This window comes from Microbacterium terrae, assembly GCF_017831975.1.
Classification (GTDB): domain Bacteria; phylum Actinomycetota; class Actinomycetes; order Actinomycetales; family Microbacteriaceae; genus Microbacterium; species Microbacterium terrae.
Map to the genome: position 1 here is coordinate 3,252,991 of NZ_JAFDSS010000001.1, position 26,177 is coordinate 3,279,167.

20 protein-coding genes are annotated in these 26,177 nt (G+C 66.0%); 16 read left to right on the forward strand and 4 right to left on the reverse strand.

From position 1 onward, the window contains the following. Window positions 1-2 precede the first annotated feature (2 nt). The 8 genes from JOD63_RS14840 to JOD63_RS14875 all read left to right on the forward strand — a co-directional run bounded on the left by JOD63_RS14840 (window position 3) and on the right by JOD63_RS14875 (window position 7,092). Entirely contained in the window at window positions 3-1,568 is a 1,566-nt protein-coding gene (locus tag JOD63_RS14840) for a Na+/H+ antiporter (RefSeq protein WP_045276583.1), read from the forward strand. 85 nt (window positions 1,569-1,653) lie between these two features. Beyond that, window positions 1,654-3,186 (forward strand): MFS transporter, encoded by a 1,533-nt coding sequence (locus JOD63_RS14845; RefSeq protein ID WP_084613654.1) that lies wholly within the window; start codon window positions 1,654-1,656, stop codon window positions 3,184-3,186. After that, complete coding sequence (locus tag JOD63_RS14850; RefSeq protein ID WP_045276582.1) at window positions 3,179-3,505, forward strand: carboxymuconolactone decarboxylase family protein; 327 nt, start codon at window positions 3,179-3,181, stop codon at window positions 3,503-3,505. The genes JOD63_RS14845 and JOD63_RS14850 overlap by 8 nt, the downstream gene beginning before the upstream one ends. Before the next feature lie 48 nt (window positions 3,506-3,553). Further along, window positions 3,554-4,438: an aldo/keto reductase gene (locus JOD63_RS14855; protein WP_045276581.1), complete on the forward strand. Its 885-nt coding sequence runs from the start codon at window positions 3,554-3,556 to the stop codon at window positions 4,436-4,438. Window positions 4,439-4,466: 28 nt separating this feature from the next. Next, the gene (locus JOD63_RS14860; protein WP_045276580.1) at window positions 4,467-5,483 is read left to right on the forward strand and encodes an aldo/keto reductase; all 1,017 of its coding nucleotides are present in this window, start codon (window positions 4,467-4,469) and stop codon (window positions 5,481-5,483) included. Window positions 5,484-5,615: 132 nt separating this feature from the next. After that, entirely contained in the window at window positions 5,616-5,912 is a 297-nt protein-coding gene (locus JOD63_RS14865; RefSeq protein WP_211088133.1) for a hypothetical protein, read from the forward strand. A 20-nt stretch (window positions 5,913-5,932) separates the two neighbouring features. Then, complete coding sequence (locus tag JOD63_RS14870) at window positions 5,933-6,715, forward strand: SDR family oxidoreductase (RefSeq protein WP_045276578.1); 783 nt, start codon at window positions 5,933-5,935, stop codon at window positions 6,713-6,715. After that, on the forward strand, window positions 6,712-7,092 hold the full coding sequence (locus JOD63_RS14875) for a nuclear transport factor 2 family protein (RefSeq protein WP_045276577.1): 381 nt from the start codon (window positions 6,712-6,714) through the stop codon (window positions 7,090-7,092). The genes JOD63_RS14870 and JOD63_RS14875 overlap by 4 nt, the downstream gene beginning before the upstream one ends. 91 nt (window positions 7,093-7,183) lie before the next feature. Here the strand turns inward: JOD63_RS14875 and JOD63_RS14880 are convergent, their stop codons facing one another. After that, complete coding sequence (locus tag JOD63_RS14880) at window positions 7,184-7,834, reverse strand: TetR/AcrR family transcriptional regulator (RefSeq protein ID WP_045276576.1); 651 nt, start codon at window positions 7,832-7,834, stop codon at window positions 7,184-7,186. Window positions 7,835-8,016: 182 nt separating this feature from the next. Here JOD63_RS14880 and JOD63_RS14885 point away from each other — a divergent pair, with 182 nt between their 5' ends. The 8 genes from JOD63_RS14885 (at window position 8,017) to JOD63_RS14920 (ending at window position 23,248) form a co-directional block, all read left to right on the forward strand. Next, a complete protein-coding gene (locus tag JOD63_RS14885) occupies window positions 8,017-9,528 on the forward strand; it encodes an MFS transporter (RefSeq protein WP_045276575.1) in 1,512 nt (503 codons plus the stop codon). Beyond that, window positions 9,525-11,543 carry a hypothetical protein gene (locus JOD63_RS14890; RefSeq protein ID WP_045276574.1) on the forward strand — a complete coding sequence of 673 codons (2,019 nt, stop codon included), beginning with the start codon at window positions 9,525-9,527 and terminating at the stop codon, window positions 11,541-11,543. Before JOD63_RS14885 ends, JOD63_RS14890 begins: the two co-directional genes overlap by 4 nt. A 48-nt stretch (window positions 11,544-11,591) precedes the next feature. Continuing rightward, on the forward strand, window positions 11,592-14,096 hold the full coding sequence (locus JOD63_RS14895) for a family 78 glycoside hydrolase catalytic domain (protein WP_045276573.1): 2,505 nt from the start codon (window positions 11,592-11,594) through the stop codon (window positions 14,094-14,096). Between the two features lie 86 nt (window positions 14,097-14,182). Next, complete coding sequence (locus tag JOD63_RS14900; protein ID WP_211088134.1) at window positions 14,183-16,531, forward strand: glycoside hydrolase family 2 TIM barrel-domain containing protein; 2,349 nt, start codon at window positions 14,183-14,185, stop codon at window positions 16,529-16,531. Next, entirely contained in the window at window positions 16,528-17,538 is a 1,011-nt protein-coding gene (locus JOD63_RS14905; RefSeq protein WP_045276571.1) for an SDR family NAD(P)-dependent oxidoreductase, read from the forward strand. Before JOD63_RS14900 ends, JOD63_RS14905 begins: the two co-directional genes overlap by 4 nt. A 50-nt stretch (window positions 17,539-17,588) precedes the next feature. Beyond that, window positions 17,589-19,544 (forward strand): glycoside hydrolase family 30 protein, encoded by a 1,956-nt coding sequence (locus JOD63_RS14910; protein WP_245618031.1) that lies wholly within the window; start codon window positions 17,589-17,591, stop codon window positions 19,542-19,544. After that, window positions 19,544-20,488 carry an aldo/keto reductase gene (locus JOD63_RS14915; protein ID WP_045276570.1) on the forward strand — a complete coding sequence of 315 codons (945 nt, stop codon included), beginning with the start codon at window positions 19,544-19,546 and terminating at the stop codon, window positions 20,486-20,488. The genes JOD63_RS14910 and JOD63_RS14915 overlap by 1 nt, the downstream gene beginning before the upstream one ends. 549 nt (window positions 20,489-21,037) lie before the next feature. Further along, complete coding sequence (locus tag JOD63_RS14920) at window positions 21,038-23,248, forward strand: hypothetical protein (protein ID WP_045276569.1); 2,211 nt, start codon at window positions 21,038-21,040, stop codon at window positions 23,246-23,248. Between the two features lie 69 nt (window positions 23,249-23,317). On the opposite strand, the gene JOD63_RS14925 is transcribed toward JOD63_RS14920, so the two are convergent. From JOD63_RS14925 to JOD63_RS14935, 3 genes are all read right to left on the reverse strand, one after another. Next, window positions 23,318-24,055, reverse strand: coding sequence for a hypothetical protein (locus JOD63_RS14925; protein WP_045276568.1), 738 nt, complete (start codon window positions 24,053-24,055; stop codon window positions 23,318-23,320). Between the two features lie 187 nt (window positions 24,056-24,242). Beyond that, the gene (locus JOD63_RS14930) at window positions 24,243-24,821 is read right to left on the reverse strand and encodes a hypothetical protein (protein ID WP_157004035.1); all 579 of its coding nucleotides are present in this window, start codon (window positions 24,819-24,821) and stop codon (window positions 24,243-24,245) included. 242 nt (window positions 24,822-25,063) lie between these two features. Beyond that, the gene (locus JOD63_RS14935) at window positions 25,064-26,047 is read right to left on the reverse strand and encodes an exonuclease domain-containing protein (RefSeq protein WP_045276566.1); all 984 of its coding nucleotides are present in this window, start codon (window positions 26,045-26,047) and stop codon (window positions 25,064-25,066) included. Between the last annotated feature and the right edge of the window lie 130 nt (window positions 26,048-26,177).

The window sequence follows — 26,177 nt, forward strand, 5'->3', positions numbered from 1 at the left end:
GGATGAACCCGCTGGAGATCATCGTTCTCGTCGGTGTCCTGGTGCTGCTCGGGTCCTGGCTGGGTCCGCGGGTCAGGGTGCCCGCCCCGTTGCTGCAGCTCGCGGTGGGCCTGCTGGCCGGGTTCGTGCCGGTGGTCCGCGAGATCCATCTGCCTCCTGAGGCGGTCCTGGTGCTGTTCCTTCCCGCGCTGCTGTTCTGGGAATCGCTCACCACCTCCCTGCGGGAGATTCGCCGCGACCTGCGCGGCATCCTCATCCTCTCCACCCTGCTCGTCGTCGCCAGCGCCTTCGGGGTCGCCGGGATCGGTGTCGCCCTCGGGTTGGGGTGGAGCGCCGCACTGATCCTCGGCGCCGCCCTCGCACCCACCGACGCGACCGCGGTCGGTGCGATGGCGCGGGCCCTCCCACACCGAAACATGACGATCCTCCGCGCGGAAAGCCTCATCAACGACGGCACCGCCCTGGTCGTATATTCGATCGCGGTAGGGGCCGCGGTCAGCCACCTCGCCTACACCGGGTGGCAGATCACCGGGCTGGTCGCCCTCGCCTACCTCGGCGGCGGCGCGATGGGTCTGCTCACCGGATGGCTGGGCACCCTGCTGCTGCGACGACTGACAGACCCGGTCGTGAACAACACCGCACTTGTCGTGATCCCGTTCGTCGCGTTCCTCGCCGCTGAACTCATCCACGCGTCCGGGGTGATCGCCGTCGTCATCGCCGGACTCATGCTCAGCCAGACCGGACCACGCGCCAGCACACCACAATCCCGGCAACAGACTTTCGCGTTCTGGTCACTGAGCACCAGCATCCTCAACGGGGCACTGTTCGTACTGATCGGCATCGAAGCACAATCCGCTGTTCGCGCAGTTCCCACCCCGGAGATCCCCACACTCCTCGCTCTGACCGTTCTGGCATGGATAGCGATCGTCGTGATCCGGTTCGTGTTCCAGATGATCACCGTCTCGCTCATCCGGCTGCTTGACCGGCGCCCATCGCAACGAACCCGCCGCATGTCGCACCGCGCCCGCGTCGTCTCGGCGATCGCCGGGTTTCGCGGCGCGATCTCCCTCGCGGTGGCGCTGGCCGTCCCAGCGACCCTGTCCGGGCGGGCGGAGATCATCTTCGTCGCCACCGGTGTGGTCATCCTCACCCTCGTCGTCCAAGGTGTCTTGCTGCCCCCCGTCGTCCGGTGGGCAGGGTTCGCGCCCGATAGCTCCCTCGACGACGAGCTCGCCACCGCCCAACGCACCGCCACCGCAGAGGCCGCCCGCGACATCCCCGAGCTCGCCGCCCGCCTTCACGTCACCGACCTCGTTCGTGACCGCATCCTGGGCGAATACACGGAGCACCTCGACGTCATCGAGGGCTCGGGTCAGCCCGACGACCAGGTCGCCGCCGCCCGAGACGTGGAGTACACGACCCTTCGCCTGGCAGTTCTCGAACGCAAGCGGGACGTGATGATCCGGCTGCGCGACGAAGGCACCATCAACGACACCACCCTCCGCACGATGCAGACCCGCCTGGACCGGGAGGCATTGCGTCTGAGCCAGCCCGAAATCCTCGAATAGGGAAGGGGGTTCCGGTAGTACCTGGGACACCCGGCACTGCCACGGAAACAGGCCCAGTGTTGACATGGAGGTGGGAAGGAAACCGATGACCTCGACCTCCGGTGCGATCCGCACCACACCGCGGCACAGCACCCCGCTCCATAAGGGCGCGATTCTGACGATCATCCTCGTCAGCTACTTCATGATCCTGCTCGACAACTCCGTGATCTTCACCGCGCTACCCAGCCTGCAAGCAGACCTGCAGCTGACCGGCACGGAACTCGCCTGGGTGCAGAACGCCTACACTCTCGTCTTCGGAGGCCTGCTACTCCTCGGTGCCCGCGCCGGTGACATCCTCGGACGCAAACCCGTGTTCATCTTCGGCCTCATCGTCTTCTCCGTCGCGTCACTGCTGATCGCACTCTCCCCGGCAGGATGGTGGCTGATCACCGCCCGCGCCATCCAAGGCATCGGCGCAGCGATCGTCGCCCCCTCCGCCCTCTCGCTGATCACCGCGACCTTCCAAGGCACGGAACGGTCCCGTGCGGTGGCGTGGTACTCCGCGACCGCCGGAATCGGTGCCAGCCTCGGGCTGGTCGTCGGCGGAGCGATGGCGTCCTGGTTCTCCTGGCGCGCCGGGTTCTTCATCAACGTCCCCATCGGGCTGGCGATGCTGATCCTCGCACCCCGTTTCCTGCCCCGCACCCCCGCTCTCCCCGGCCGGTTCGACATCACCGGAGCCATCACCTCCACGCTCGGCGTCGGATCCTTGGTGTTCGCGATCCTGAACGCGGCCGAGAACGGCTGGGCCGACCCCGCCACCGTCATCGGGTTCGTCTCCGCTGCCGTCATCTTGACGGTGTTCATCGTCGCCGAGTCCCGCGCGGCACAGCCGATCATGCCGTTGCGTCTGTTTGCCAGCCGATTCCGCACCGGCGCATACCTGACCCGGCTGCTGTATCTCGGCGCGATGATCGGATTCTTCTTCTTCACCAGCCAGTACCTGCAGGAAGCGCTCGGCTTCACCCCCTTGCAAGCGGGGCTCGCATTCCTGCCGATGACGCTGGTTAACTTCGCCGTCGCGATCGGGATCCCTCGCCTCACGGCCCGGCTCGGCAACACCGTCCTCCTCATCGTCGGTGTGACGCTCACCCTCGCCGGGATGTTCTGGCTCAGCCGAATCGGACCGGACAGCACCTACCTGACCGCGGTCGCCCTCCCCATGCTGCTGATCGGCGCAGGCCAGGGTCTCGCGTTCGCGCCGATGACCACCTTCGGCATCACCGGGGCCACCGCGACCGATGCCGGCGCTGCGTCCGGCGTCGTGAACACGTTCCACCAGGTCGGGTCATCCCTCGGCCTCGGCATCCTCGTCGCCGTCGCCGGTGCCGCGGCCTCGGGAAGCACAGGGGATGTCGCGGCCACGATTACCACGGAGGCCGGCGCTGCACTCACCGCTGGAAGCATCTTCCTGTTCGTGAGCCTGGTGATCGTCCTCGCCCTCATCGCTCCCGCATCCGCAGCACTCCGCCGAACCCACACCACCGCCACCACCACGGGCGCGCGAGACATTCCCGCTGTCAAAAGCTCCGCGACACGCCTGACCGGCAGCACCACACGAAAGGACGTTCATGCCTGAACCCACCCCCGCGCAGCGCGCTATCGGCGACTTCGCTCCCAAACTCGTCGAACTCACCGACGATGTCCTGTTCGGAGACATCTGGAAGCGACCCGGCCTGGCACCCCGCGACCGCAGCCTGATCACCGTCGCGACCCTCATCGCCAACGGCTCGACCGAACAACTCGTCGGCCACCTCCGCATCGCGCAGGAGAACGGCCTCACCCAAGACGAACTGATAGAGGCCATCATCCACCTCGCGTTCTACGCCGGCTGGCCCCGCGCGATGAGCGCCGTCACCGTCGCCAAGAAGGTCTTCAGCGACACCGCCGACGCCTGACCCCTCCTCTCCCTGCACCGCTTCCCGCTGACCGAAGAAGGACCCATCATGAATCTCACGCTGAACAACGGCGTCACCCTCCCCACCATCGGACTCGGCGTCTTCCAAAGCGACCCCGAAGAGACCGCCGCCGCCGTCGAAGCGGCTCTCCGCACGGGGTACCGGCACATCGACACCGCAGCCGCATACGGCAATGAACGCCAGGTCGGTGAAGGCCTGCGCCGCTCGGGCGTGGATCGGGACGACGTGTTCCTCGAGACCAAGGTGTGGGTCACCGACTACGGCTACGACCAGACCCTCCACGCGTTCGAAAAGGCGACCGGCAAGCTCGGCGTCGACACCCTCGACCTGCTGATCCTGCACCAGCCCATCCCCACCCGGTTCGAGAACACCATCGCCGCGTACAAAGCGCTCGAGACCCTCCTCGCTGACGGAAAAGTCCGCGCGATCGGAGTCAGCAACTTCATGCCCCACCACCTCGAACGGCTGCTCGCCGAAACGGACATCGTTCCGGCGGTGAATCAGGTGGAGCTGCACCCGTACTTCTCGCAGCCCGACGTCCAGCGCGCCGACAGCGCGCACGGCATCCTCACCCAGGCGTGGTCACCGATCGGCGGGATCACCTTCTACCCCGGCCCGTGGGGTGACGAACGTCGCAGCGTCATGCAGGACCCCTCGATCGCCGAGATCGCCGCGGCACACGGAAAGAGCCCCGCACAGGTCATGCTGCGCTGGGGGACCCAGGAAGGCCGGTCGGTGATCCCCAAATCCACCAACCCGACCCGCATCGCCGAGAACTTCGACGTGTTCGACTTCGAGCTGAGCGAGGAGCAGATCGCCCGGATCGACGCGCTCGACACCGGCGTCCGCGGCGGCCCGGACCCCGACCAGCCCAGCGACGCGTACTTCGCCCGCCAGATCCCCGAAGCGTGACACCGGACACCGAGAAGGAGAACCCCTGATGGACTACCGCCCCCTCGGACGCACCGGCGTCCAGGTCAGCCCCCTGTGCCTCGGCACCATGATGTTCGGCCCCTGGGGCAACCAGGACGAAGCAGACAGCATCCGCATCATCCACCGCGCCCTGGACGCCGGCATCAACTTCGTCGACACCGCCGACGTCTACTCGAACGGTGTCTCCGAAGAGATCACCGGCAAAGCGCTCGCTGGACGCCGCGACGACGTGTTCCTCGCCACTAAGTTCTTCATGCCCATGGGCGACAACCCCAACCACCGCGGCGGATCCCGTCGGTGGATCATCCAGGAGGTGGAGAACTCTCTGCGACGCCTCGGCACCGACTGGATCGACCTCTACCAGGTGCACCGCCCCGACCCCGCGGTCGACATCGAGGAGACCCTCGGCGCGCTCAGCGACCTCGTCCACCAGGGGAAGGTCCGCTACATCGGATCGTCGTCGTTCTCCGGGTCGCAGATCGTCGAAGCGCAGTGGGCGTCACGCGCCCGGAACCTGGAGCGGTTCGTCACGGAGCAGCCGCCGTACTCGATCCTCGTCCGCGGCATCGAGGAGGACATCCTCCCCACCACTCAGCGGTACGGGATGGGCGCGCTCACCTACAGTCCCCTCTCCGGCGGGTGGCTGTCCGGGAAATGGCGGAAAGACGCCGCGGGCAAGCCGGCCTCCTCGGCCCGCCCAAGCGCACGCTTCGACATGAGCAGCCCCGCCAATCAGCGCAAGCTCGATGTCGTGGAGAACCTGGCTCAGCTGGCCGAGAAGAACGACATGACGCTGATCGAGATGGCGATCGCGGTCGCGATCAACCACCCCGGTGTCACGGCCGCGATCGTCGGCCCGCGCACGATGGAGCAGCTCGAGTCATACCTTCCCGCCGCCGAGCGCACTCTCTCGACGGAGATCCTCGACCAGATCGACGCGCTCGTCGCCCCGGGCGTAACCATCAACCCCGACGACAACAGTTACGGCACCCACGAACTGCAGCCCGCCGCCCGCCGCCGCTGATCGCCAGTGCACATGTCTTCCATAACGGGTCGGAGCAGCGCAGCAGTGGGGGTGGCGCTTCTTGGCGCGGCTCTCGCCTCCTGCGCCGCCCCCGAAACACCCACCCCCTCGATGACGGGAGAAGCGGACGCGGTGAGCGACTACCAGGACGGCAGCTACGACGCGACCGGATGGTACGGGTCGCTTCCCTCACACCATGACGTGACCCTCACCCTCCGCGACGACGCCGTCACCGAGGTGCAGATCACCACCCCCGCCGATGACCCCGTCTCTCTCGAGTATCAGCAGCGGTTCGCTGCCGCGCTGCCCGGGGAGATCATCGGCCGCGACATCGACACACTCCAGATCGACCGACTCGCGGGCGCATCCGGTTGCTCGGAGGGCTTCATGGACGCCCTCGCGAAAATCAAGAACGCCGCCCAGTCCTGAACCGCCCCGAAAGGCACCCCATGAGCACCACCCCTCTCACCATCCTCCTCGTCGGCGGAACCGGCAGCATCGGCCGGCACGTCACGACCGCCGCCACCCGCGCCGGGCACCGCGTGCGCATCCTCAGCCGTACCCCCGGAGAGGCCTCCACTCCCGGGGTGGACACCGTCACGGGAGACTTGACCGATCAGTCCACCCTCGGCCCCGCTGTCGACGGGATCGACGCGGTCATCTTCACCCACGGCACCCACGGCGGTGAGGCCGGCTACCGTGACGTCGACTACGGCGGCGTCCGCAACGTCCTGACCGCGATCGGAGGCGAGCAGGTGCGGGTCGCTCTGATGACCGCCATCGGCGTCACCGTCCGCGACGGCTCCTACAACCGGTCCTCGAAAGCGCACGATTGGAAGCGTCGCGCTGAACGACTCGTCCGAGCCAGCGGACACCCGTACACGATCGTGCGCCCCGGATGGTTCGACTACAACGACGCCGATCAACACCAGCTCCACTTCCTACAAGGAGACACCCGGCGCGCTGGAAACGCGTCGGACGGTGTCATCGCCCGGTCCCAAATCGCCGACGTCCTCGTGGCCGCACTCACCTCACCGGCCGCCGCAGGCAAGACGCTCGAGCTGGTGGCCGAGCGCGGACCTGCGCAGACCGACCTGGAACCGCTGTTCGCTGGCCTCACCCCAGACGTCGAGCTGGACGGCCCCGGCGACCAGGACAATCAGCCGGTAGCGGACGAACCAGCCGTGGTCCGCGCCGAGCTGGAGCACCTCACCGGCATCGCCACCGCATGAACAGTCAGGACGCGGAGATCGTCGACGAGATCACCCGCAACTACCGGGAACAGTGCGACGCCGTGGTCGGCGCCGACGTCGACGCGCTCCGGGGTCTGTTAGCAGAAAACTTCACCCTCACACACATGACCGGCTACCTGCAGCCCAATGCTGAGTGGCTCGACGACATCGCGAGCGGGCAGATGACCTATCACTCCATCCGCAACGTCGACATCAGCACCGATGTCCGCGGAGACGACGTCACCCTCACCGCCCGGTCGCACACCCACGCCACGATCTGGGGCGCCACCGGAACTTGGCCGTTGCAACTGCACATCACCTACGCGCACACACCCACCGGTTGGGTCGCCGCCCGCATCGTCGCCAGCACCTGGTGATGCGGTTCGACCCAGCTCGCTGTTCAGCTACTGCACAGCGGCTCAACCCGGTCGGACGGAGAATGAGAAGAGTTCCGCAATCCCTCCGGCGCTAGGACCGCAGCGAGTTGCTGGTAGCGCTGAGCATCGCCTGGATTTCCATCAGGTTCTGGCCGGTGAGTCGCTGAATGGCGTCGATGAGGACCGGCGCCACATCGAAGGTCGGGTCCGACATCCAGACCTGCGTCAGTCCGTCCCACACCGCGATCACTTGCCGGGCAGTGGTGACCGGGTCCAGCCCTGGATGGGCGCGTCCGACTCTCTGACTATGGACGATGAGCCGCGCAAACAGGTCGATCTGGCGTGCCGTGCGCTGGGCGAAGTGAGCGGCCGCGGGATGGTCTGGTGTGGCCGCTTGCCCTCGGAGCATGAGAAAAAGACGGTTCCGGCGATCGTCCAGATCGACAGTGGCCAGCGCGCCGAACGCTTCCGCATCCAGGATCGTGTCTTCCTCGTACGCCCCCGACTCCTCGGCTTGGGTGTCTTCAATGCGCTCGAGGGCGGCCACGAGCAGGTGATCCTTCGTGGGGAAGTGGTACAGCACGGTGGTCTCGCCGACGCCTGAGCGCTTCGAGACCAGCGCCGTGGTGACGCATTCGTGACCGATCTCGTCCACCAGTTCGAGCACAGCCGCGGCGATGGCTTCCCGTCGCTTGCGCGTCGGCGCGTAGGGTCCGCGCTTCGCAGTGGCTGCCGTAGTCATGCTCTCACCGTAGCCCGGAAGCAGAGCGATGACCAGGATTCAACCTGCAAATTCCCCGATCAGATGCTTGCCCACGGTTGAACCTTGTGGTTTACTCAGTTTTCACGACCCGCATTCTCCTCGTTCACCGACCCGGCCCCACTGCGGTGAACGTCCTCCAACGAAGGAAGTTGATGACAAAGATGTCCAGTGCAACAACAGATCGCGCCGCTCGGCGGGCTGCGAAGAAGAACTCCCCTGAACGGCTCTCCGCCGGTGCCACCCTCGCGTGGACGACCACCGGCGCTTCGGGCGCCGTGAACGTGATCGTCCTCAGCTATGTCGTGTTCTACGGCACCGACGTGCTCGGGTTGAACGCCGCCCTGCTGGGTGTGCTCGCGTTGCTGAGCAAGGTCCTCGAGGCCGTCGCGGTCATCATCGCCGGGTGGATCGTCGACCGCTCACCCGAGACCCGGTGGGGCAAGGCGCGCCCGTACGAGCTGTCCATCGTCGGCGTGTGGGCCGCGACCTGGATGCTGTTCTCCACCCCCGACATGAACGACGTCGGCAAGGCCGTCTGGGTCTTCGTCGCGCTGTTCTTCGCAAACGTGGTCTTCACGTCCCTCCTCGGCGCGAACGACGTGCTGTACCTGGCACGGGCCTTCCGCGGCCGCGTGGTGTACGCCAAGGTCGCCAGCCGCACCGGCTTCTTCACCGTCCTGGCCGTGGTCGCATTCAACGTCGCCCTGCCGATCCTGATCGCACAGGCGGGTACCAGCGCGCCGGCGTGGTCGATGATGATCCTGTTCATCGCCGTCCCGATGGCGGTGATCGGCTTGGGCCGGTTCATTTTCGTGAAGGAGAAGTACCAGACCGAAGCGGCCGACGTCCCCAAGGTCACTTTCCGCGACATCATCGATGTCCTGAAGTCGAACAAGTACATCTGGATCGTCGCCGGAATCACGTTCGTCTCCACCGTGGCCAGCGGCACCGGCGTGTTGATCTACTACTTCAAGTACCTGGTCGGGGACATCGCGCTGATGAGCGTCGTGGCCCTCATCCCGTTGCTGGTGCTGCCGTCGCTGCTGATCTTCCCGTGGCTGATGAAGAAGATCGGCGCCAGCCGAACCATCACCTTCGGCGCCATCGCCGGTGTCCTCGGCGGCATCGTGATGATCTTCGCCGGTGGGAACCTGCTGCTCGTCTTCCTCGCCTCGATCCTGTCCAGCCTGGGCATCCTGCCGGTCACGTTCCTGGCGCAGGTGCTGATCCTCGACAACGCCACCTACAACCAGTGGTCCGGACGGCGCCGCATCGAGAGCACCATGGGTGCGATCACCGCGTTCGCTCAGCGACTCGGAAACGGCATCGGCGCGGGCCTGACCGGTGTGGTCCTCGGACTCACCGGGTATGACGCGGCCCTCGCCGAGCAGCCCAGCTCGGCGATCACCGGCATCGTCGTGGTGGCCGGTGTGGTGCCGGCCGTCCTGTGGGTCGGCGTGATCCTGGTCATGCGGCCCTACCGCAAGTTCGAGCAGATGCTGCCCACCATCACCGAGGAGCTCGCGGTGGTGCTCGCCGGGGACCCGGACATCGACGCACCCGCGGTGGAGGGTGAGCACGGCACCAAGTTCGCTCCGGAGCCGGTCGCGGCCGACACCGACGCGGACACGTCCACACCGTCTTCCTCCTCGCCGAAAGCGTCCGACTCATGACGATCACCGCCGCAGCGTCGCTGACGGGTGTCAGCTGGAGCCCCGACGCCGAGGATGACGCGTTCCAGCAGCCGTACGTCGACATCGATGAAGAGCGGGACTGGCCCGTCCGCCACCGGTACGTGCACGGCGGCTTCCACGACAACGAGACCCGCTTCTCGCTGTACCTGCCGCCCGCGGGGCAGTTCGAGGGTCGGTTCTTCCAGCACGTCACGCCGGTCCCGCAAAGCGAGAACCTCGCCCAGGACGAGAGCCGGAACGAGAACCCGGTGCCGTTCACGATCGCCAGCGGCGGGTACTTCGTGGAGACCAACGGCGGCGGACCGAGCGTCGCCACCCCGATGGCGGGGGGCGACCCGACCATCGGCGCCTACCGGGCCAACGCGGCCGCGGCCCGCCTGTCCCGGCAGATCGCCGCGCAGGTGTTCGGTCCGCAGCGGATCTACGGCTACCTGTACGGCGGCAGCGGCGGCGGGTACCGCACCATCGGTGCGTCCGAGAACACCCAGAACGTGTGGGACGGGTTCGTGCCCTACGTCATCGGCAGCCCGATGGCCGTCCCCAACGTGTTCGCCGTCCGCATGCACGCGCAACGCATCCTGCGCGACAAATTCCCCGCGATCGTGAACGCGTACGACGTCGGCGGGGACCCGGCGACGCTGGACCTGTCCGACGAGGAACGAGCCGCGTTCGAGGAAGTGTCCCGGATGGGCTTCCCCGTCAAGTCGTGGTTCGGCTGGCAGAGCATGGGGATGCACGCGTTCAGCGTGCTCTACCCCGGCATCATGATGGCCGACCCCAGCTACGCCGATGACTTCTGGACTGTCGACGGATACCTCGGCGCGGACCCTGCCGCCTCGGTGCACAAGGACCGGATCCGGCTGCACACTCGCATCACGGACCTGCTCACCGAGACAGGCAGTGCCGAAGATCGGCCCTCCGGCGGGGTGGACGAATCTTTCAAAGCAACCACCGCCGGCACCTCCGCCGTGACCGGCGTGCGTCTGAGTGACGCACCGTCCGGGTGGGCGCTCGGGGCCGAACTGCACGTCCTGACCGGGGAGGCGGCGGGGGCCACCCTTCGGCTGTCCGCCGTGGACGGCGACACGGTGCGCATCGAGCCCGGTCAGGTGCTCGACGCGCTCCGCGTGGGCGATGAGGTGCTGCTGGACAACTCCAGCTTCCTCGCCGCCCAGACCTACCACCGCCACCAGGTCCCCGCCGACGGCTACCCCGTCTGGGACCAGTTCCGTCACGAGGACGGAACGCCCCAGGCTCCGCAACGGCAGATGCTGCTCGGCCCGCTGTTCGCCTCCGCCGCAGCCGGCACCGTCCAGACCGGCCACATCAGCGGCAAGATGATCGTCGTGGCCTCGCTGCTGGACCGTGAAGCATTCCCGTGGCAGGCGGACTGGTACCGCACACAGGTGAGCGCCTTCCTGGGCGATACCGTCGATGACCGGTTCCGCCTGTGGTACACCGACAACGCCCTGCACGGAGACGAAAGCGGCATCCAGGAACACGAGACCCACACCATCACCTACGTCCCCGTCCTGCAAGCTGCGCTCCGTCAGCTCAGCGCCTGGGTCGAGCAGGGAATCGAACCGGCGGACAACACCGCCTACGAGATCCTCGACGGACAGGTCCTGGTCTCGGACACCGACCCGAACCGTGGCGGCGTGCAACCGGTCGTCACCGTGACCGCCAACGGATCCGCCCACGCAACCGTTCGCCCCGGAGAGCCCGTCCAGGTGCGCATCGAGGCGACCGCAGCAACCGGGGCGGGAATGATCGTGCAGGTGGCCACCGACCTGACCGGCGCCGGCACACTCACGGACCCGTTCGACGTCCAGCCCGCCGTGTCGGTGACGGTTGAGCGATCCACCACGTTCGACCAGCCCGGCACGTACTTCATCGCCGCCCGGGTCACTGCCCAGACCGGCAACGACGACACCGTCGACCCGCACGCCCGCGTGTTCAACATCGCTCGCGCCCGCGTCACCGTCGCCGACTGACCCGCACGGCGTGCCCCGCACGCCCTCCCACCGAAAGAGATCCGGTCGATGACCACGCCCGCATTTATCAGCACCGCCGACTACACACCCGCCGGCCCCGCCGTGTACTTCCGCCGTGACTTCCCGGTCGCTGCGGACCTGGTGCGCGCGACAGTCAAGGTGACGGCGCTGGGCATCGTGGTGCCCCGGCTGAATGGCTCCCGGATTGGCGACGAGGTGCTCGCTCCCGGGTGGACCTCCTACACGCACCGGGTGCACGTTAGCGAGTACGACATCACGGACCTGATCGAGCAGGGCGCGAACACGTTCGCCGCGATCGTGGGCGAGGGGTGGGCGGTCGGCCCGCTCACCTGGGAACTGAACCGGGAGAACTACATCGACCGGCCAGCGCTGTGGACCGAAATCACCCTCCACTACCCCGACCGCGTCGAAGTCATCGGCAGCGACGACAGCTTCCACGTCGGGCAGGGAGCAGTCCGCGAGAACGGCATCTACGCCGGCGAGACCTTCGACGCACGCCTCGAACCGGCCGGGTGGGACCGTCCCGGATTCACCGTCGACAACTGGTCGCCGGCTGTACTGGTGCCGTGGGATCTGGACACCCTGCAAGTGACCAGCGCGCCACCGGTGCGTCGCATCGAAGAGCTCGCGCCGGTGACGATCTCCACCACCCCCTCCGGGGCGAGCATCATCGATTTCGGGCAGCTGCTGTCCGGGTGGGTGCGATTGACGGTCGACGGTCCGGCGGGCACGACCATCACGTTGCGTCACGCCGAACTGCTCACCCCCGCCGGTGAGCTCGAGGCAGAGACCCTCCGACAGGCAGCAGCGACGGACACGTTCATCCTGGCCGGGACCGGGCAGGAGGCGTGGGAGCCGCAGTTCACCTTCCACGGGTTCCGGTACGTCCAGATCGGCGGGTGGCCCGGCGACCTGCAACCGGACGCGATCCGGGCGGTCGTGGTGCACACCGACATGACCCGAACCGGGTGGTTCGACACATCCGATCCGCTGGTGTCGAAACTGCACGAGAACACGGTGTGGGCGATGCGCGGCAACTTCGTCAGCGTCCCCACCGACTGCCCGCAGCGCGACGAACGCCTCGGCTGGACGGGCGACCTGAACGCGTTCGCACCCACCGCGAACTACCTCTACGACACCCGCGGGATCCTGACCTCCTGGCTGCAGGACCTCGCCGCGGAACAGTTCGCCTCCGGCGACGTGCCTTGGGTCGTCCCCGATGTGCTCCCCACCTCCTCCTCACCCACATCGGTGTGGAGCGACGTCGCGGTCAGCCTGCCCTGGGAGCTGTACCAGGAGTACGCCGACCTGGACATCCTCCGCGCCAGCTACGAATCCATGGCCACCTTCATCCGCCAAGTCGAAGGCCTCCTCGACGACAGTGGGCTGTGGAGCGACGGATTCCAGTTCGGGGACTGGCTGGACCCGGACGCACCCGCCAACAACCCTGCCGGCGGAAAGACCGACCGGTACCTGGTCGCCAACGCGTACCTGTGCAAAACCACCCGAGAGATGACTCAGACGGCACGACTGCTCGGTCACACCGAGGACGCGGAGCATTTCGCGGCACTCCACGACCGGGTGCTCACCGCGTTCCACCGCGAATACGTCACCGCATCCGGCCGTGTCGTCAACGAATCCGCCACCGCCTACGCCCTCGCGATCGTGTTCGACATCCTCACCGACACGCAGAAACAGAAAGCCGGCGAACGTCTCGCCGAGATCGTCGAAGCGACCGGCTACACGATCTCCACCGGGTTCGCCGGCACCCCGCTGGTCTCCGACGCGCTCAGCAGCACCGGTCACCTGGACGCGGCCTACAAGCTGCTCCTCGAGCAGCAGTGCCCCTCCTTCCTGTACCCGGTCATCATGGGGGCGACCACCATCTGGGAGCGGTGGGACTCGGTGCTGCCCGACGGGACGGTCAACGCCACCGGAATGACCTCCCTCAACCACTACGCGCTCGGCGCGGTGGCCAGCTGGCTGCACCGCGTCGTCGGCGGGCTGTCCAAACTCGAGCCCGGATGGAAACGCATCCTGATCGCCCCCCAGCCCGGTGGGGCACTCATGTGGGCGCGGACCAGCCACATCACCCCGCTGGGGCGCGCCGAGGTGAGCTGGCAAGTCAAAGACGGCGAGGTCGTCCTTGACGTGACCATCCCGGAGGGCGCAGCCGCAACTGTCGTCCTCCCGCTGCACCCGGACGGCGCCACCGAAGAGGTCACCGCGGGAACCCACGCATGGCGGTACCCCGCACCGGTCGGATACGGCCAGCGGGCACCGTTCACCATGGACACCCCGTTGAAAGAGATCGCCGCCGACCCGGACGTGTGGGCGCAGGTTGTCGAGGTCTTCAAGATCTACTTCCCCGGCGTCCCAATCGACGCGGCCGGCTCCCACCTGGCCGCGATGCCGCTCAGTGCCGTCCTGGAACGTTTCCCCGGCGGCGACACCAGCGAGATCAGCCGCGATCTGCACGCCGCGATCGCCCCCCATGAGGCGACCCTCGACCGGACGGAGATCCCCGTATGAGCGCCCGCACCTTATTCACCGACGGGTGGACCTTCCGCCGTACGGACAATGACACCTCGGCCTCAGTGCGGCTTCCGCACGACGCCATGATCCTCGAGACCCGGACCGCCGACGCGGAGACCGGCAACCACGGCGGGTACTTCCCGGGCGGCTCCTACGTGTACGCCAGATCCTGGACCGCGCCGGCGGATGCGACGCAGCGCACCTACTCGCTGTTCTTCGAAGGCGTGTACGGCGACACCCGGGTGCTCGTCAACGGCCGCGAGGTTGCCCGCTGCAACAGCGGCTACCGGGAATTCACTGCACCGCTGACCGGGGTCGCCCCGGGCGAGACGGCACTCATCGACGTGCTCGTCGACAACACCCGGGTGCCCAACAGTCGGTGGTACTCCGGCTCGGGCATCTACCGGCCCGTGTGGCTGGAATCGGCCGGCCCGGTGCGGATCGCCCCCGACGGGGTGCACGTGGTCACCCGCTCCATCAGCGGCGACGCGACCGTCGATGTCACCATCCGCGTCGAGGGCGAGCTTCCGTCCGGCGCGACGGCATCAGCGGAGTTCTCCTATGACGGCGAGCGGGTTGTCCGCGAGCATGCGGCTACCGCGACCGGCGGAGTGTTCAGCATCCCGGTCACGATTCCCACCCCCCGCCTGTGGTCAGCTGACTCCCCGCACCTGTACGAGGTCCGGGCCAGCATCGCCGTCGACGGGGACCCGGTCGACCAGGAGCAGCTGCGCACCGGTCTGCGCACTGTCACGGTGGACGCACGGCGCGGGCTGCGCATCAACGGCGCCACAGAACTTCTGCGCGGCGCGTGCGTGCATCACGACAGCGGCATCCTCGGTGCCGCAACGTTCGCCGCCTCAGAAAGCCGGCGGGCCCGGATCCTCAAAGCGGCCGGGTACAACGCCATCCGCAGCTCCCACAACCCACTCTCGCGCGCGTTCCTGGACGCCTGCGACGAAATCGGGTTGTACGTGATGGACGAGCTCACCGACGTGTGGCTCAAGCACAAGACCCACCACGACACCGCCGACCAGTTCGCCGACGTCTGGCCGGCAGATGCCGCAGCGATGATCCAGAAGGACCGCAACCGTCCTTCGGTGATCATGTACTCGATCGGGAACGAGATCGCCGAGACCGCCACCCAGGACGGCATCGACGCGGCGCACGCCATCCACCGATACTTCGCACAGAACGACCCGACCCGACCAACGACACTTGCCGTGAACCTGCTGCTGAACCTGATGTCCAGCCGCGGATCGTCCCCGTTCGAACGGGAGCAGTACCTGGGCGAGAAGAAGGAAGCCAAAGACAAGAAGGAAGCGACCAGCACCGCGGCGAACATGCTCACCGCGAAGCTCGGCCGTGTCATGGAACTCGCCGCCCGCCTACCCGCCGCCGACAAAGCCAGCCGAGGCGCCTTCGGCACGGTCGATGTCGCCGGCTACAACTACGCGTACGGGCGGTACGCCGCCGACCGGAAGCGCTACCCGAACCGGGTGATCGTCGGCAGCGAATCCATGCCCGGCGACCTGCCTGCGATCTGGAAACGGGTCACCACGGTGCCCGGGGTGATCGGTGACTTCATGTGGACGGGGTGGGACTACCTCGGCGAATCCGGCATCGGCACGTGGAGCTATGGGTCAGAGCCCGGCAGCATCAACAAGCCCTACCCCGCCCTCACCGCAGGCCCCGGCGCGTTCGACATCACCGGGCTGCCCGGCGCACCGGCGCTCCTCGCCCAGGCGGTCTGGGGCACCGCAACCACGCCCGGCATCGCCGTCCGACCGCTCGGCACCTCCGGGCAACGAGCCAACAGGACACCCTGGCGCACGTCCGACGCAGTCCCCAGCTGGTCGTGGCGGGCACTGGCCGGGCAGGCGCAGATCGAGGTGTACTCCGCGGACGACGAGGTCGAGGTTCTGCTCAACGACCGGTCCCTCGGCCGCAAGAAGGCCGGCGAACGGGTCGGGTTCGTGACACGATTCCGCACCCAGTACGAACCGGGCGAACTGGTCGCGATCGGCTACCGCGACGGCGCGGAAACCGGACGGAGCACCCTCCGATCCGCGGGCACCCCCACCCTCCGACTCCGCCCGGAAACCACGGCGCTGCAGGGGCCGGACGATCTGGCCCACGTGTGGATCGAGCTGGCAGACGAGAACGGCACCGTCGATATGAGCACCAACGACACGGTCACCGTCACCGTCGACGGCGCCGGCACTCTCGCCGCGCTCGGCACCGGCGCAGCAGCCACCACCGAATCGTTCACCGACGACCAGCACAGCACCCACCGCGGCCGCGCCTTGGCCATCGTCCGCGGCAGCGACCAACGAGGTTTCGTCACCATCACCGCAACATCCGCACGGCACGGGTCCGCGACGATCATCCTCAGCCCGGCAGACACCGAACACGAAGGAGTCCCCGCGTGAGCGATGACCTCACCCTGACCGGAAACAGCACCATCGACGCGTGGCTGCACCACCCTGTCGGCGCGCAGATCGTGCGGGGCATCGCTGAGCAAGCCGGGATGGACGAGCACGCCCTGCGCGTCCTGCGCAAAGTACCGCTCGGCCGGTTGATCGCCTCTTCACCCAACGCGCCCGCCGGTCTCCTCGACACGCTCGTCAGCCAAGCCAACGGGGGACGGATCCCCGCCGACGCAGACGCCGCAGGGCTCGCCTGGGCGGAGCGGATCACCCCCGGACGATTCGACGGAAAAACGGTGATCGTCACCGGGGCGGCATCCGGAATCGGCCGCGCGGTCGCCTCCAGGGTCGCCCGCGAGGGCGGCACCGTGGTCGCCGTCGACATCTCCGCAGAACCGCTCACCGCCCTGCAGCGCGAACTCAGCGACCACGACCTCCGCCCCGTCGTGGGAGACATCACCACGGCGCCGGGAATCGCGGCGATCATCGACACCGCAGCAGGTCGTGTCGACGCCCTGGCCAACGTTGCCGGTCTTCTCGACGATTTCAGCCCCCTCCACGAAGTGGACGACACCATCCTGGAGCGAGTCTTCAACGTCAACGTGTTCGGGCTGATCCGCCTCACCCGCGCCGTCCTCCCGTTCATGATCGAGGCAGGCGCCGGTTCCATCGTGAACATCGCCTCCGAGGCGGCGCTGCGCGGGTCCGCAGCCGGTCTGGCCTACACCGCGTCGAAGAACGCTGTCGTGGGAATCACCAAGAGCACCGCGTTCATGTACGAGCCCTACGGCATCCGCACCAACAGCGTCGCTCCGGGCGGCACCCTCACCGGCATGCGCCCCACTCGCACGAACCAGTTCGGGCAAGAGCGGGTCAACAGCCACACCGCGGATGTCCCCATCGCCGTCCCCGAAGCTCTCGCCGCCTCCATCACCTTCCTGCTCAGCGACGACAGCGTGAACATCAACGGCGTCGTCCTTCCCTCCGATGGAGGGGAGTCCGTGTTCTGACCCACCCTTACCAACCCCCGTCGGTCCCACCTCTGGCACCCATCGACGGGGTGGTTGCCGACGGCGTGCTGATCGCAGAATCCGCCGTGCGCATGGCCACGAAGAACTTCCTCCTCCGGTCAGCGCTGCGCGACCACCTCGACTACAACCAGGCCAGCCTGTCCGCGTTCACACGGACAGAACTGCGCCACCTCGCCGACGAGAACTTGGCCAGTGCAGATCGGCTGGCCGCCGTGGACCGTCCCCCAGCCGAGTCATCGAAGCACAGCCAAGCGCAGCGAATGCACTACGCCTCGCTGCAACGAGCACCCGACGTGCACCGCCGCCTCGCCCACGAACTCCAGCAGTACGCGACAGACGATGCGAAAGTCGCTGACCTGGTCGCCAGCGCACAACAGCACGCCGCCGACGAACTCCGGCACGAGCTCACCCGCAAACTGGCCGGGCAGGTCGTTGAACCGGACGTGGACTACGACACAGCCCGCCCCAAACGACTGCGCAAACTCATCAAATCCGACCTGAAACATCTCCGCCGACAGCACCGCACCCACGCAAGGACCCCCATGGCACCCTCACCCGCCTCGGACAATCGATCAGACCTGCCCGACACCCTGCCCGACACGACCGCCAGCGCGCGATGGATCGCCACCACCCCGGACGCTCCCTGGCAGGAGCAGGAACGCATCGCGATCACCGGAACGGTCGCAATGCCCGATGTGATCGGCATGATGGATGACCCGAAACAGATTGTCGAAGGATTCGGGGCCAGCTTCAACGAACTCGGATGGACATCCCTCAGCATCCTCACCGACGCCCAGCGAGACGAGATCTTCCGCGAACTGTTCGCGCCCGGGGTGGGCGCCGCGCTCAACCTGTGCCGCATGCCAATCGGTGCCAACGACTTCTCCCGCGACTGGTACTCCTACGACGACACCGCCGACGACTTCTCGCTCGAGCACTTCAACATCAGCAACGATCTGGACACCCTCGTCCCGTTCATCCACGCAGCGCAGAAGCACCAACCGGACCTGCAGGTGTGGGCATCACCGTGGAGCCCGCCCACCTGGATGAAAACCAACCAGCACTACGCCGGCGCCCAACCCCACCCGTTCATGAGCGCCGCGACCAACGGGCTGCGCGAGGACCAGATCGGCCACGAAGGAACCGACATGTTCCGAGTCGAAGAGCCCTACCTACGCGCCTACGCGGACTACTTCGGCCGGTTCATCGACGCGTACCGGCAACAGAACATCCCCATCTCCATGGTGATGCCGCAGAACGAATTCAACTCCCCGCAAGTGTTCCCCAGCTGCACCTGGACACCCGGCGGTCTCGCACAGTTCCTGCACCACCTGGCACCGGTCATGCGAAACCGAGGCGTCGAAATCTTCCTCGGAACCCTCGAACGCGGCGACGACCACCTCGTCCGCGACGTCCTCAACGACCCCGCCGCCGCTGCCGCCGTCACCGGAATCGGCGTGCAATGGGAAGGCAAACGCGCCGTCGCCGCACTGCACGCCCTCTACCCGGCGCTGCGGATCTACCAAACCGAGCAAGAATGCGGCGACGGAGCCAACGACTCGCGGCAAGCCCGCCACGCCTGGTCACTGATGAAACACTTCTTCGACAACGGCGCCAACGCGTACATGTACTGGAACATCTCCCTCCTCGCCGGAGGTCTCAGCCGGTGGGGATGGACGCAGAACTCGCTCATCACCGTCGACGCCGACAACGCCGCATACCGGTTCACGCCCGACTACTACGCCCTCAAACACGTCAGCGCGTTCGTCCAACCCGGTGCACGAGTCATCCACACCTGGAGCCTCGCCGGCTACGACAACCAACTCGTCTTCCTCAACCCTGACGGCAGCAGCATCATCGTCATCGAAAACGACACCACCGAAGTCCTGCCCGTCCACATCAGCATGGGTGACACGATGATCAGCCCCACCCTCAGCCCCCAGTCCCTCAACACCTTCATCCTGGGTGCAAGCGAAGGAAACTGATGAGCACCGAAGATCGCCTCCGCCACCGAACCCTCGGTCCGCATGGTCCCGCCGTCACCCCGGTCGCGCTGGGAACCAGCCCGCTCGGAGGCATGCCGCACATCTATGGGTACGACGTCGACGAGACAACCGCGATCGACACAGTCACAGCGTTTCTGGAATCCAGCCTCAATTTCATCGACACCTCAAACGACTACGGAGCCGGGGAAAGCGAACGACGGATCGGCGTTGCGCTGCGAGAAGCAATCACTCCACGCGACGATCTTGTCATCGCCACCAAGGCAGACCCCGCGCCGGGCAGCCGGGACTTCTCCGCCGAGCGCATCCGGACGTCCTTCAAAGAAAGCACCGCCCGACTAGGCGTCAACTACATCGACGTGTTCTACCTGCACGACCCGGAAAGATTCGCGTTCGAAAGCGTCACAGCGCCAGGCGGCGCGTTGGACGCTGCGATCGCGTTACGGGAATCAGGGCACGTCGGCATGATTGGTGTAGCCGGGGGCGACATCGATCAGATGCGCCGCTATATCGACACCGGCAAACTGGACGTCCTGCTCAACCACAGCCAGTTCAACCTGATCGACCGGACAGCGAGCAGCCTCATCGACCATGCCGTCGCGGCCGGGATTCCATTCATCAACGCCGCACCCTACGCCAGCGGCATCCTCGCAAAAGGCGCCGCAACCCAAGCTCGATACCGCTACCGACCGGCCGGTGCCGCCGTCACACGCGCAGTCGCCCACCTCGAGGACGCGGCCCGAAACCATGGTGTGCCGTTGGCGGCACTGGCGCTGCAGTTCTCAACTCGAGACCCGCGAATCGCATCCACCGTCGTCGGCGCCTCTTCGCCGTCGCGCGTGGCAGCCCTCATCAGCAATCAGCAGCTCGCCATCCCCGACGAGCTCTGGACCGAGGTGATCGGACTCTCGCTGGAGGAGCAATGAGTCGCCACTGATCAACCGTCAAACGGGCCTTCTGGCACACGCGCCCGAGGTCCTCATCGTCGGGTTGCTCCATCGACGCTCACTTAACCCCGGACGGCGGGCGCCGATGTAGGAATCCGCAAACTAGCGGGGACGCGAGAGACGAAAATCACGCAAACTACCGTGAAATCAGACGGGTTCAGCGCAAGGTCCATCGGGATCCGACAGTAGTAGTCGTAGCGGCGGCGGCGGCGTCGTAGCGCTGCAGTGGTTGGGGGCGGCCCGTGTGCGTCGCGCATGCGCGGCGCTCAGGGCTGACAGCTGCGCAACCCGGTGTTGCAATTGAGGGAGCCGGACCGTGCATTTCACCGGTCTGGTCTTGCGGGCGGCGAACGCCACCGCGGTGGGGTTGGCGAGACACGCGAAGTTTGTCCGGTGACCGACCGGCGTGCGTGCGCGGGCACCACACCGCCGTGCGTAAACGACGTGGTCAGAGTGCGAGAGAACCTCGGGAGTGATTCAGCGGATTAGGACAGCCGACATCGGGTCGCACGTTGCTAATGTCAGCGCATGCCGCAATCCCGATTCGAACTAGCGCTGAGCCTCCTCTCGTCAAGCGACTGGAGAGCGTTTGAGAAGTTTGCCTCTGAATTCCTTGCTGTCGAGTTCCCTTCGCTCCGAACGACGGCGTCTCCGGGGGGCGACGGCGGTCGGGACGCAGAGCTCTACTCTCCGCTCGAGGACTCAACGGTCGTCGTTCAGATTTCGGTTCAGCAGGATTGGGACGCCAAGATCCGGCAGACGGTCAAGCGCCTCGGCGAAACGCTTCCTGGGGTCACGGAGCTCATATACGCAACGAACCAAACAATTGGCGCTGACGCGGACGAGCTTAAGCGGAAGCTGCGGACAGACGCGAAGATCAGCCTGGACATCCGTGATCGTCACTGGTTCGTCGAGCGAGCAAACTCTCCCGCTCAGCGGGCCGTCGCAGCGGAGACGCTCGCGAAGCAGTTTGTAGATCCGCTCATTATGAGCACGGGCGTGCAGGGTAGCCCCGTTTCACTGAAGGACGAAGAAGCACGCATTGCGCTGCTCCAACTCGCGCTGGATGTGGAGGACACGAGCTCCGAGCGCAACTTGACGAAGAGTTGCTTCGAATCTCTAGTTGTCGCCGCTCTGCGAGGAACCTCATCCGACGATATGCGTACTCGGGACGAGGTACACCGAGCCATCGCGGCGTTTGTTCCGGCCGGCGTGCCGGGACAACTTGAAGCGCTGATTGACGGTGCGCTCGCGCGACTCGCGAAGAAGAACGGGCCTATCAAGCACCACCGTTCCAGTGATCACTTCCACCTCAGTCACGCGGAGTCGACGTTGCTCAAGGAGCAAACGGCGCGCTTCCTCATCGAAGAACAACTTCTCGGCGATGAGCTCGCCGCGCGGGCTGTCCGAGCAGCGGGCAAGGAGCAAGGCGAGATTGACGGCGACGAGTTAGGCGTTGTGCTCCGCGGCATACTCGAGACCGTGATTCTCCAGCGAGCTGAAGACTTCGCCGCCGCAGTCACGACAGGAGAGTCCGTCCACGTCGACGCACAGGCACTCTTGAACGAGGCGAGTCGCGCCGGATCATCACTGGGTGTGTCGCCGGAATCGGCCGTCGTGGCCATCCAAGATGTACTCGCTGCCCCTTCACCTTCGACCACATCCCACCTACGTCGACTCGCGGACTCGTACACACTCTTTGCCTTCCTTCGGCAGACGCCCGACGTTCAGAAGGTCGTGCTCACCGTCTTCTCGGGCGGCAAGATCTGGCTCGATACGTCCGCAGTCCTTCCGCTGATCGCTGAAACCCTTCTCGACTCCCCGGACCACCGTCAATACACGCAGCTACTTCGCGCGGCGTCCGATGCAGGACTTGAGCTGTTCGTCACGCCGGGCGTGATCGAGGAAGTCGAGCGCCACCTGAATCTTTGCGCGGCATTTTGTCACGTCCCACGGGATGAGTGGAGCGGCCGAGTGCCGTTCATCTACTCCGCGTACATCTACTCTGGCCGCGCTAGCGGCACGTTCCTCTCGTGGCTTGAAGGAATCCGCGGGCGTGCTAGGCCCGAAGATGATGTGCGGGAGTATCTGCACGACTTGTTCTCAATCAGCGAAGAGAGCCTTGAGGAACTCGCCGACTCTGCTGACCCAGCTCTCCGAGCGGCGGTTAAGGAGCTCTGGATGGAGCAGCACGACCAGCGACGTCAATCCATGGATCCGTGGCAAATGGATCCAGGCACCGTCGCTCGGCTAGTCGCGCACGACGTCGAGAACACAATCGGCGTCCTCGAAATGCGGAAGTCTGAATCGGCGAGTCCGATGGGGTATCGAAGCTGGTGGCTGACCATGGACCGGACCGCCCTCCGCATTAAGAGCTATCTCAGGGATCGCATGGGTTCAGGAGCGCCGACGTCCTCACCTGCACTTAGCCCCGATTTTCTCAGCCAGTATCTTCAGCTTGGGCCAATGCGAGCCTCACTCGAGCGGGGCGATTCGGTCGCGCTACCGGTGATCCTTGACGTCTCACACCTCGAGAACGTCCCGCGTGCGCTGATCGATTTCTCGGACGAGTTCCGATCCAACCACGCCGGAGTCGAGGAGCGAGTGCTCAGGCGCATGGTTCGCGATCAGATGGATGAGCAACGCACAAGGCTGGGGCCGGTCGCCGCTGGCGGCTGGAACGCCATGGAGAAGTCCATCACTGACCGCATCAAGTCAACCCCGGCAGCCTCGGAGTGAGCCGTCGACCACGCCTGCTGCGCGTCGCGGTCCGCTTTCGCGCATCGCCCGTGTGAGGGTTGGCGAGGCCTACTCCCAACCCCACGAGCCGGGTAGAGACGGGTCAACGTCCGACTCCAGGAGAACAGTCACTGCCGTCGGGGCAGCAGCAAAATCTTGATCGTCGTCCTCGTTGCCCTCAAAGAATTCCGCCGATAGAACGCCTGCGACAACGTGCGCAGTAGCGATCATCTGGATCGAACGGATCAGAGCCTTGCGGCTCACTGTGAGAGCATCCTCCTCGGCACTGAGCTGACGTATGAAGTAGCGTCGCTCCAGCCCACCTTGCTCACCAAGAGCCGAATGGGTCGGGTCCAGAAAGACCTTCTCGAGTTGAGGGACTGCGTGAGCCAGAATCTCCGCGCTCGTGCGGTCCGCTCGTACTTCCTGCTGGAGGGATAGCTTCATTCGGCGCCCGCGGTACAGGCCGACATCAATCCGACTTCCGTCAAAGATGGCTTCCTGATGGAGAGTGACGTTTCTGCTCCGGTGGAAAGCTGCCAGGACAGGGTCGTCCCAGAATGGCTGGCGCGCCGCCTTCCATTCCTTAACGAGACCACGCTTCTGCATCTCCACCTGGAGCAAAGCTCGTGTCGACGCCACGGCGGCGAGCACCGCGTTGAGGTTGAACCGGAATGCGCGCGGATCGTGGTAATTCGCCTGAAGCTGTAAGAGGAAGTGGGAGGCTTCGTCGAGGCGGTCTTCTGCGGCAGGCAAGGCACAAGTCGCGCCTTCCACGAAATCGCACGTCCGGACTTTCTCGGCCATGCCGCTACCGTACTGGCTTGCACACCGCCGAGAGATCACCGGCGGTCGAAAGCCGAGGGGGTGGACCAGTGAGGCTCACGTAGGGATCCTCGCAACCGTGGACGTGACGGCCCCACCTCCGGACGATGCCCGTTTGGGGATGCTGCAGAGCAGCTCACCACGAGTGAGTGTGGGCATTGCGAGCGTGCTACAAGTAGAAGACCTCCTCCAAGTCGCCGCCGCTGGGGCGCGTCCACTTCACGAGAACGGCGCAGAAGTCCCCGAAGCCTGCGCGCTCATCAATGAACGTGAGTGCGAACGACGCCTCACGAGGGATTACAGCGGGCATCGAGAGGTCGAGGTCGAGTTCAATGGCGACCGGACCGATCGCACTCACGCGCGTTACCTCAACGTGCGCATCCACGCCCGTGTTGCGGAGTCTCCTCTGCTTGCCGGCTCTCGAGACCTCCCACTGCGGCGCATACTTCCCATCGGGGTCGGCGTAGATCCGCCGTCGCACCCATTCGGGGTAGTCAGCGGGAATCGCGCCATTCTTGTGCCACCGGTTCACCAGTCCGTACATTCGGACCTCTCGAACGAAGTTGATGGGGCCCATCACGGCAGGTGCGATCAGAGTGCAGACGAACATCGCAAGGCCAGCCCAGACGAGGGTCAGCCCCACCGGCGTGGACGGAAACGGGCCCTCCCGTGCCGCGAGGAACGCGGCACCGAGTCCTATCACCGTGAGCGACACGCCGAGCCATCGCCACGAGAAGTATCGCCTCACGGCATCACCCTATTGGCAACGAGGGCTGGTTCGAATTCGCGCGCGTCGCCCCTCCGCATTTGGCTGATCGTACGTCTCCGCCCGATCTGCGCGCAGCGCCGGTTTGAGGATCGCCGCCGTCCGCTACGAACAAGGGACCGCCACAACGCGCTCCCCCGATAGGTCCACGCCTCGCACGAGGCGCTCCTCTGCAATACGGAGCCTTCAGCGAGCACCGCCCGCAAGGGGATCGAGTGATCGCGTCAGGCCGAGCGCTCCGATTCGGCGAGTAGCACCTCGGCCGATTCCAGCGTGTTGCCATCGAGGCAGCGGAGGAAGTCGTCCTCGGTCATGACTTCAATCTCTTGGCCCTTGTCCTGCAGCTCGAACGCCTTGCGAGCTTTGCCGGTGACGTTGGAGCCGGGTCGGAGTGCAGCCGGATTGATGTCGCCCACGACGAGGACGTTGGTTCGCTTGGTGGTGGCCTGTTCCGGAATCGCGCCGACCTTGGCGCACTCCTGGCGGGCCGCGTCCCGTGTCATCGACATGAGCGCGCCGGTGAAAACGACGACTCGGCCATAGAGGTATCCGCTGGGGTCGGCGTCCGTGTTCACCTCGACCGGGGTGAGCTTGCCTGCACCGTGGCCGCCGCTCGAGACGGCGACGCTGCCTCGGTAGATCCCGGAGCCCATGCGTCCGACGGCGACGCCGAGAGACCCCGCCAACTCGAGCAGATCGGTGGCTTGCTGGTGCTCGGCCAATCGCGCGGCAACGTCCACGACGACGGTCGCGTCAGCGAGCGCGTCGTGATGGTCGTCGAATGGGATGCCCATCGTCTCAGCGAGGAACGGCAGCCTGTAAGTGGGGAGGGCCATTGCGCGGCGAGCCATGACCAGTGTGCAGAGGAAGCGCATCTCGGGCCATTCGATGTTGTCCACGGCGCAGGCGTACCGGATCACGCCGAGGTCAAAGCCTGCGTTGTGAGCGACAACCACGTCGTCGCCGATGAAGTCCACAATGGCCGGAAGGATGTCCTTCCATCTGGGAGCGTCCGCCACCATCTCGGCGGTGATCCCGTGGATGGCGATGTTCCAGCCGTCGAACCAATCAGCGCCCTCCGGCGGCCGGATCAGCCAATGCTGGCTCTCGACGATCTGCCCGTTTCGCACACGAACCAAGCCCACGGAGCACGGAGAACCTCGATAAGAGTTGGCGGTCTCAAAGTCGATCGTCGTGAAATCGAGCATCCTTCACGCCGCCGGTTTCTCAGTCGTACGGTTCGTAGTCATTGCAGCCCCTTCGCACTAGCCCCCCCAGATCGGGCCACCGAGAGCTGAGTCTGCCGTACCGGGGACGCAACTCCGATGAAGACACGTC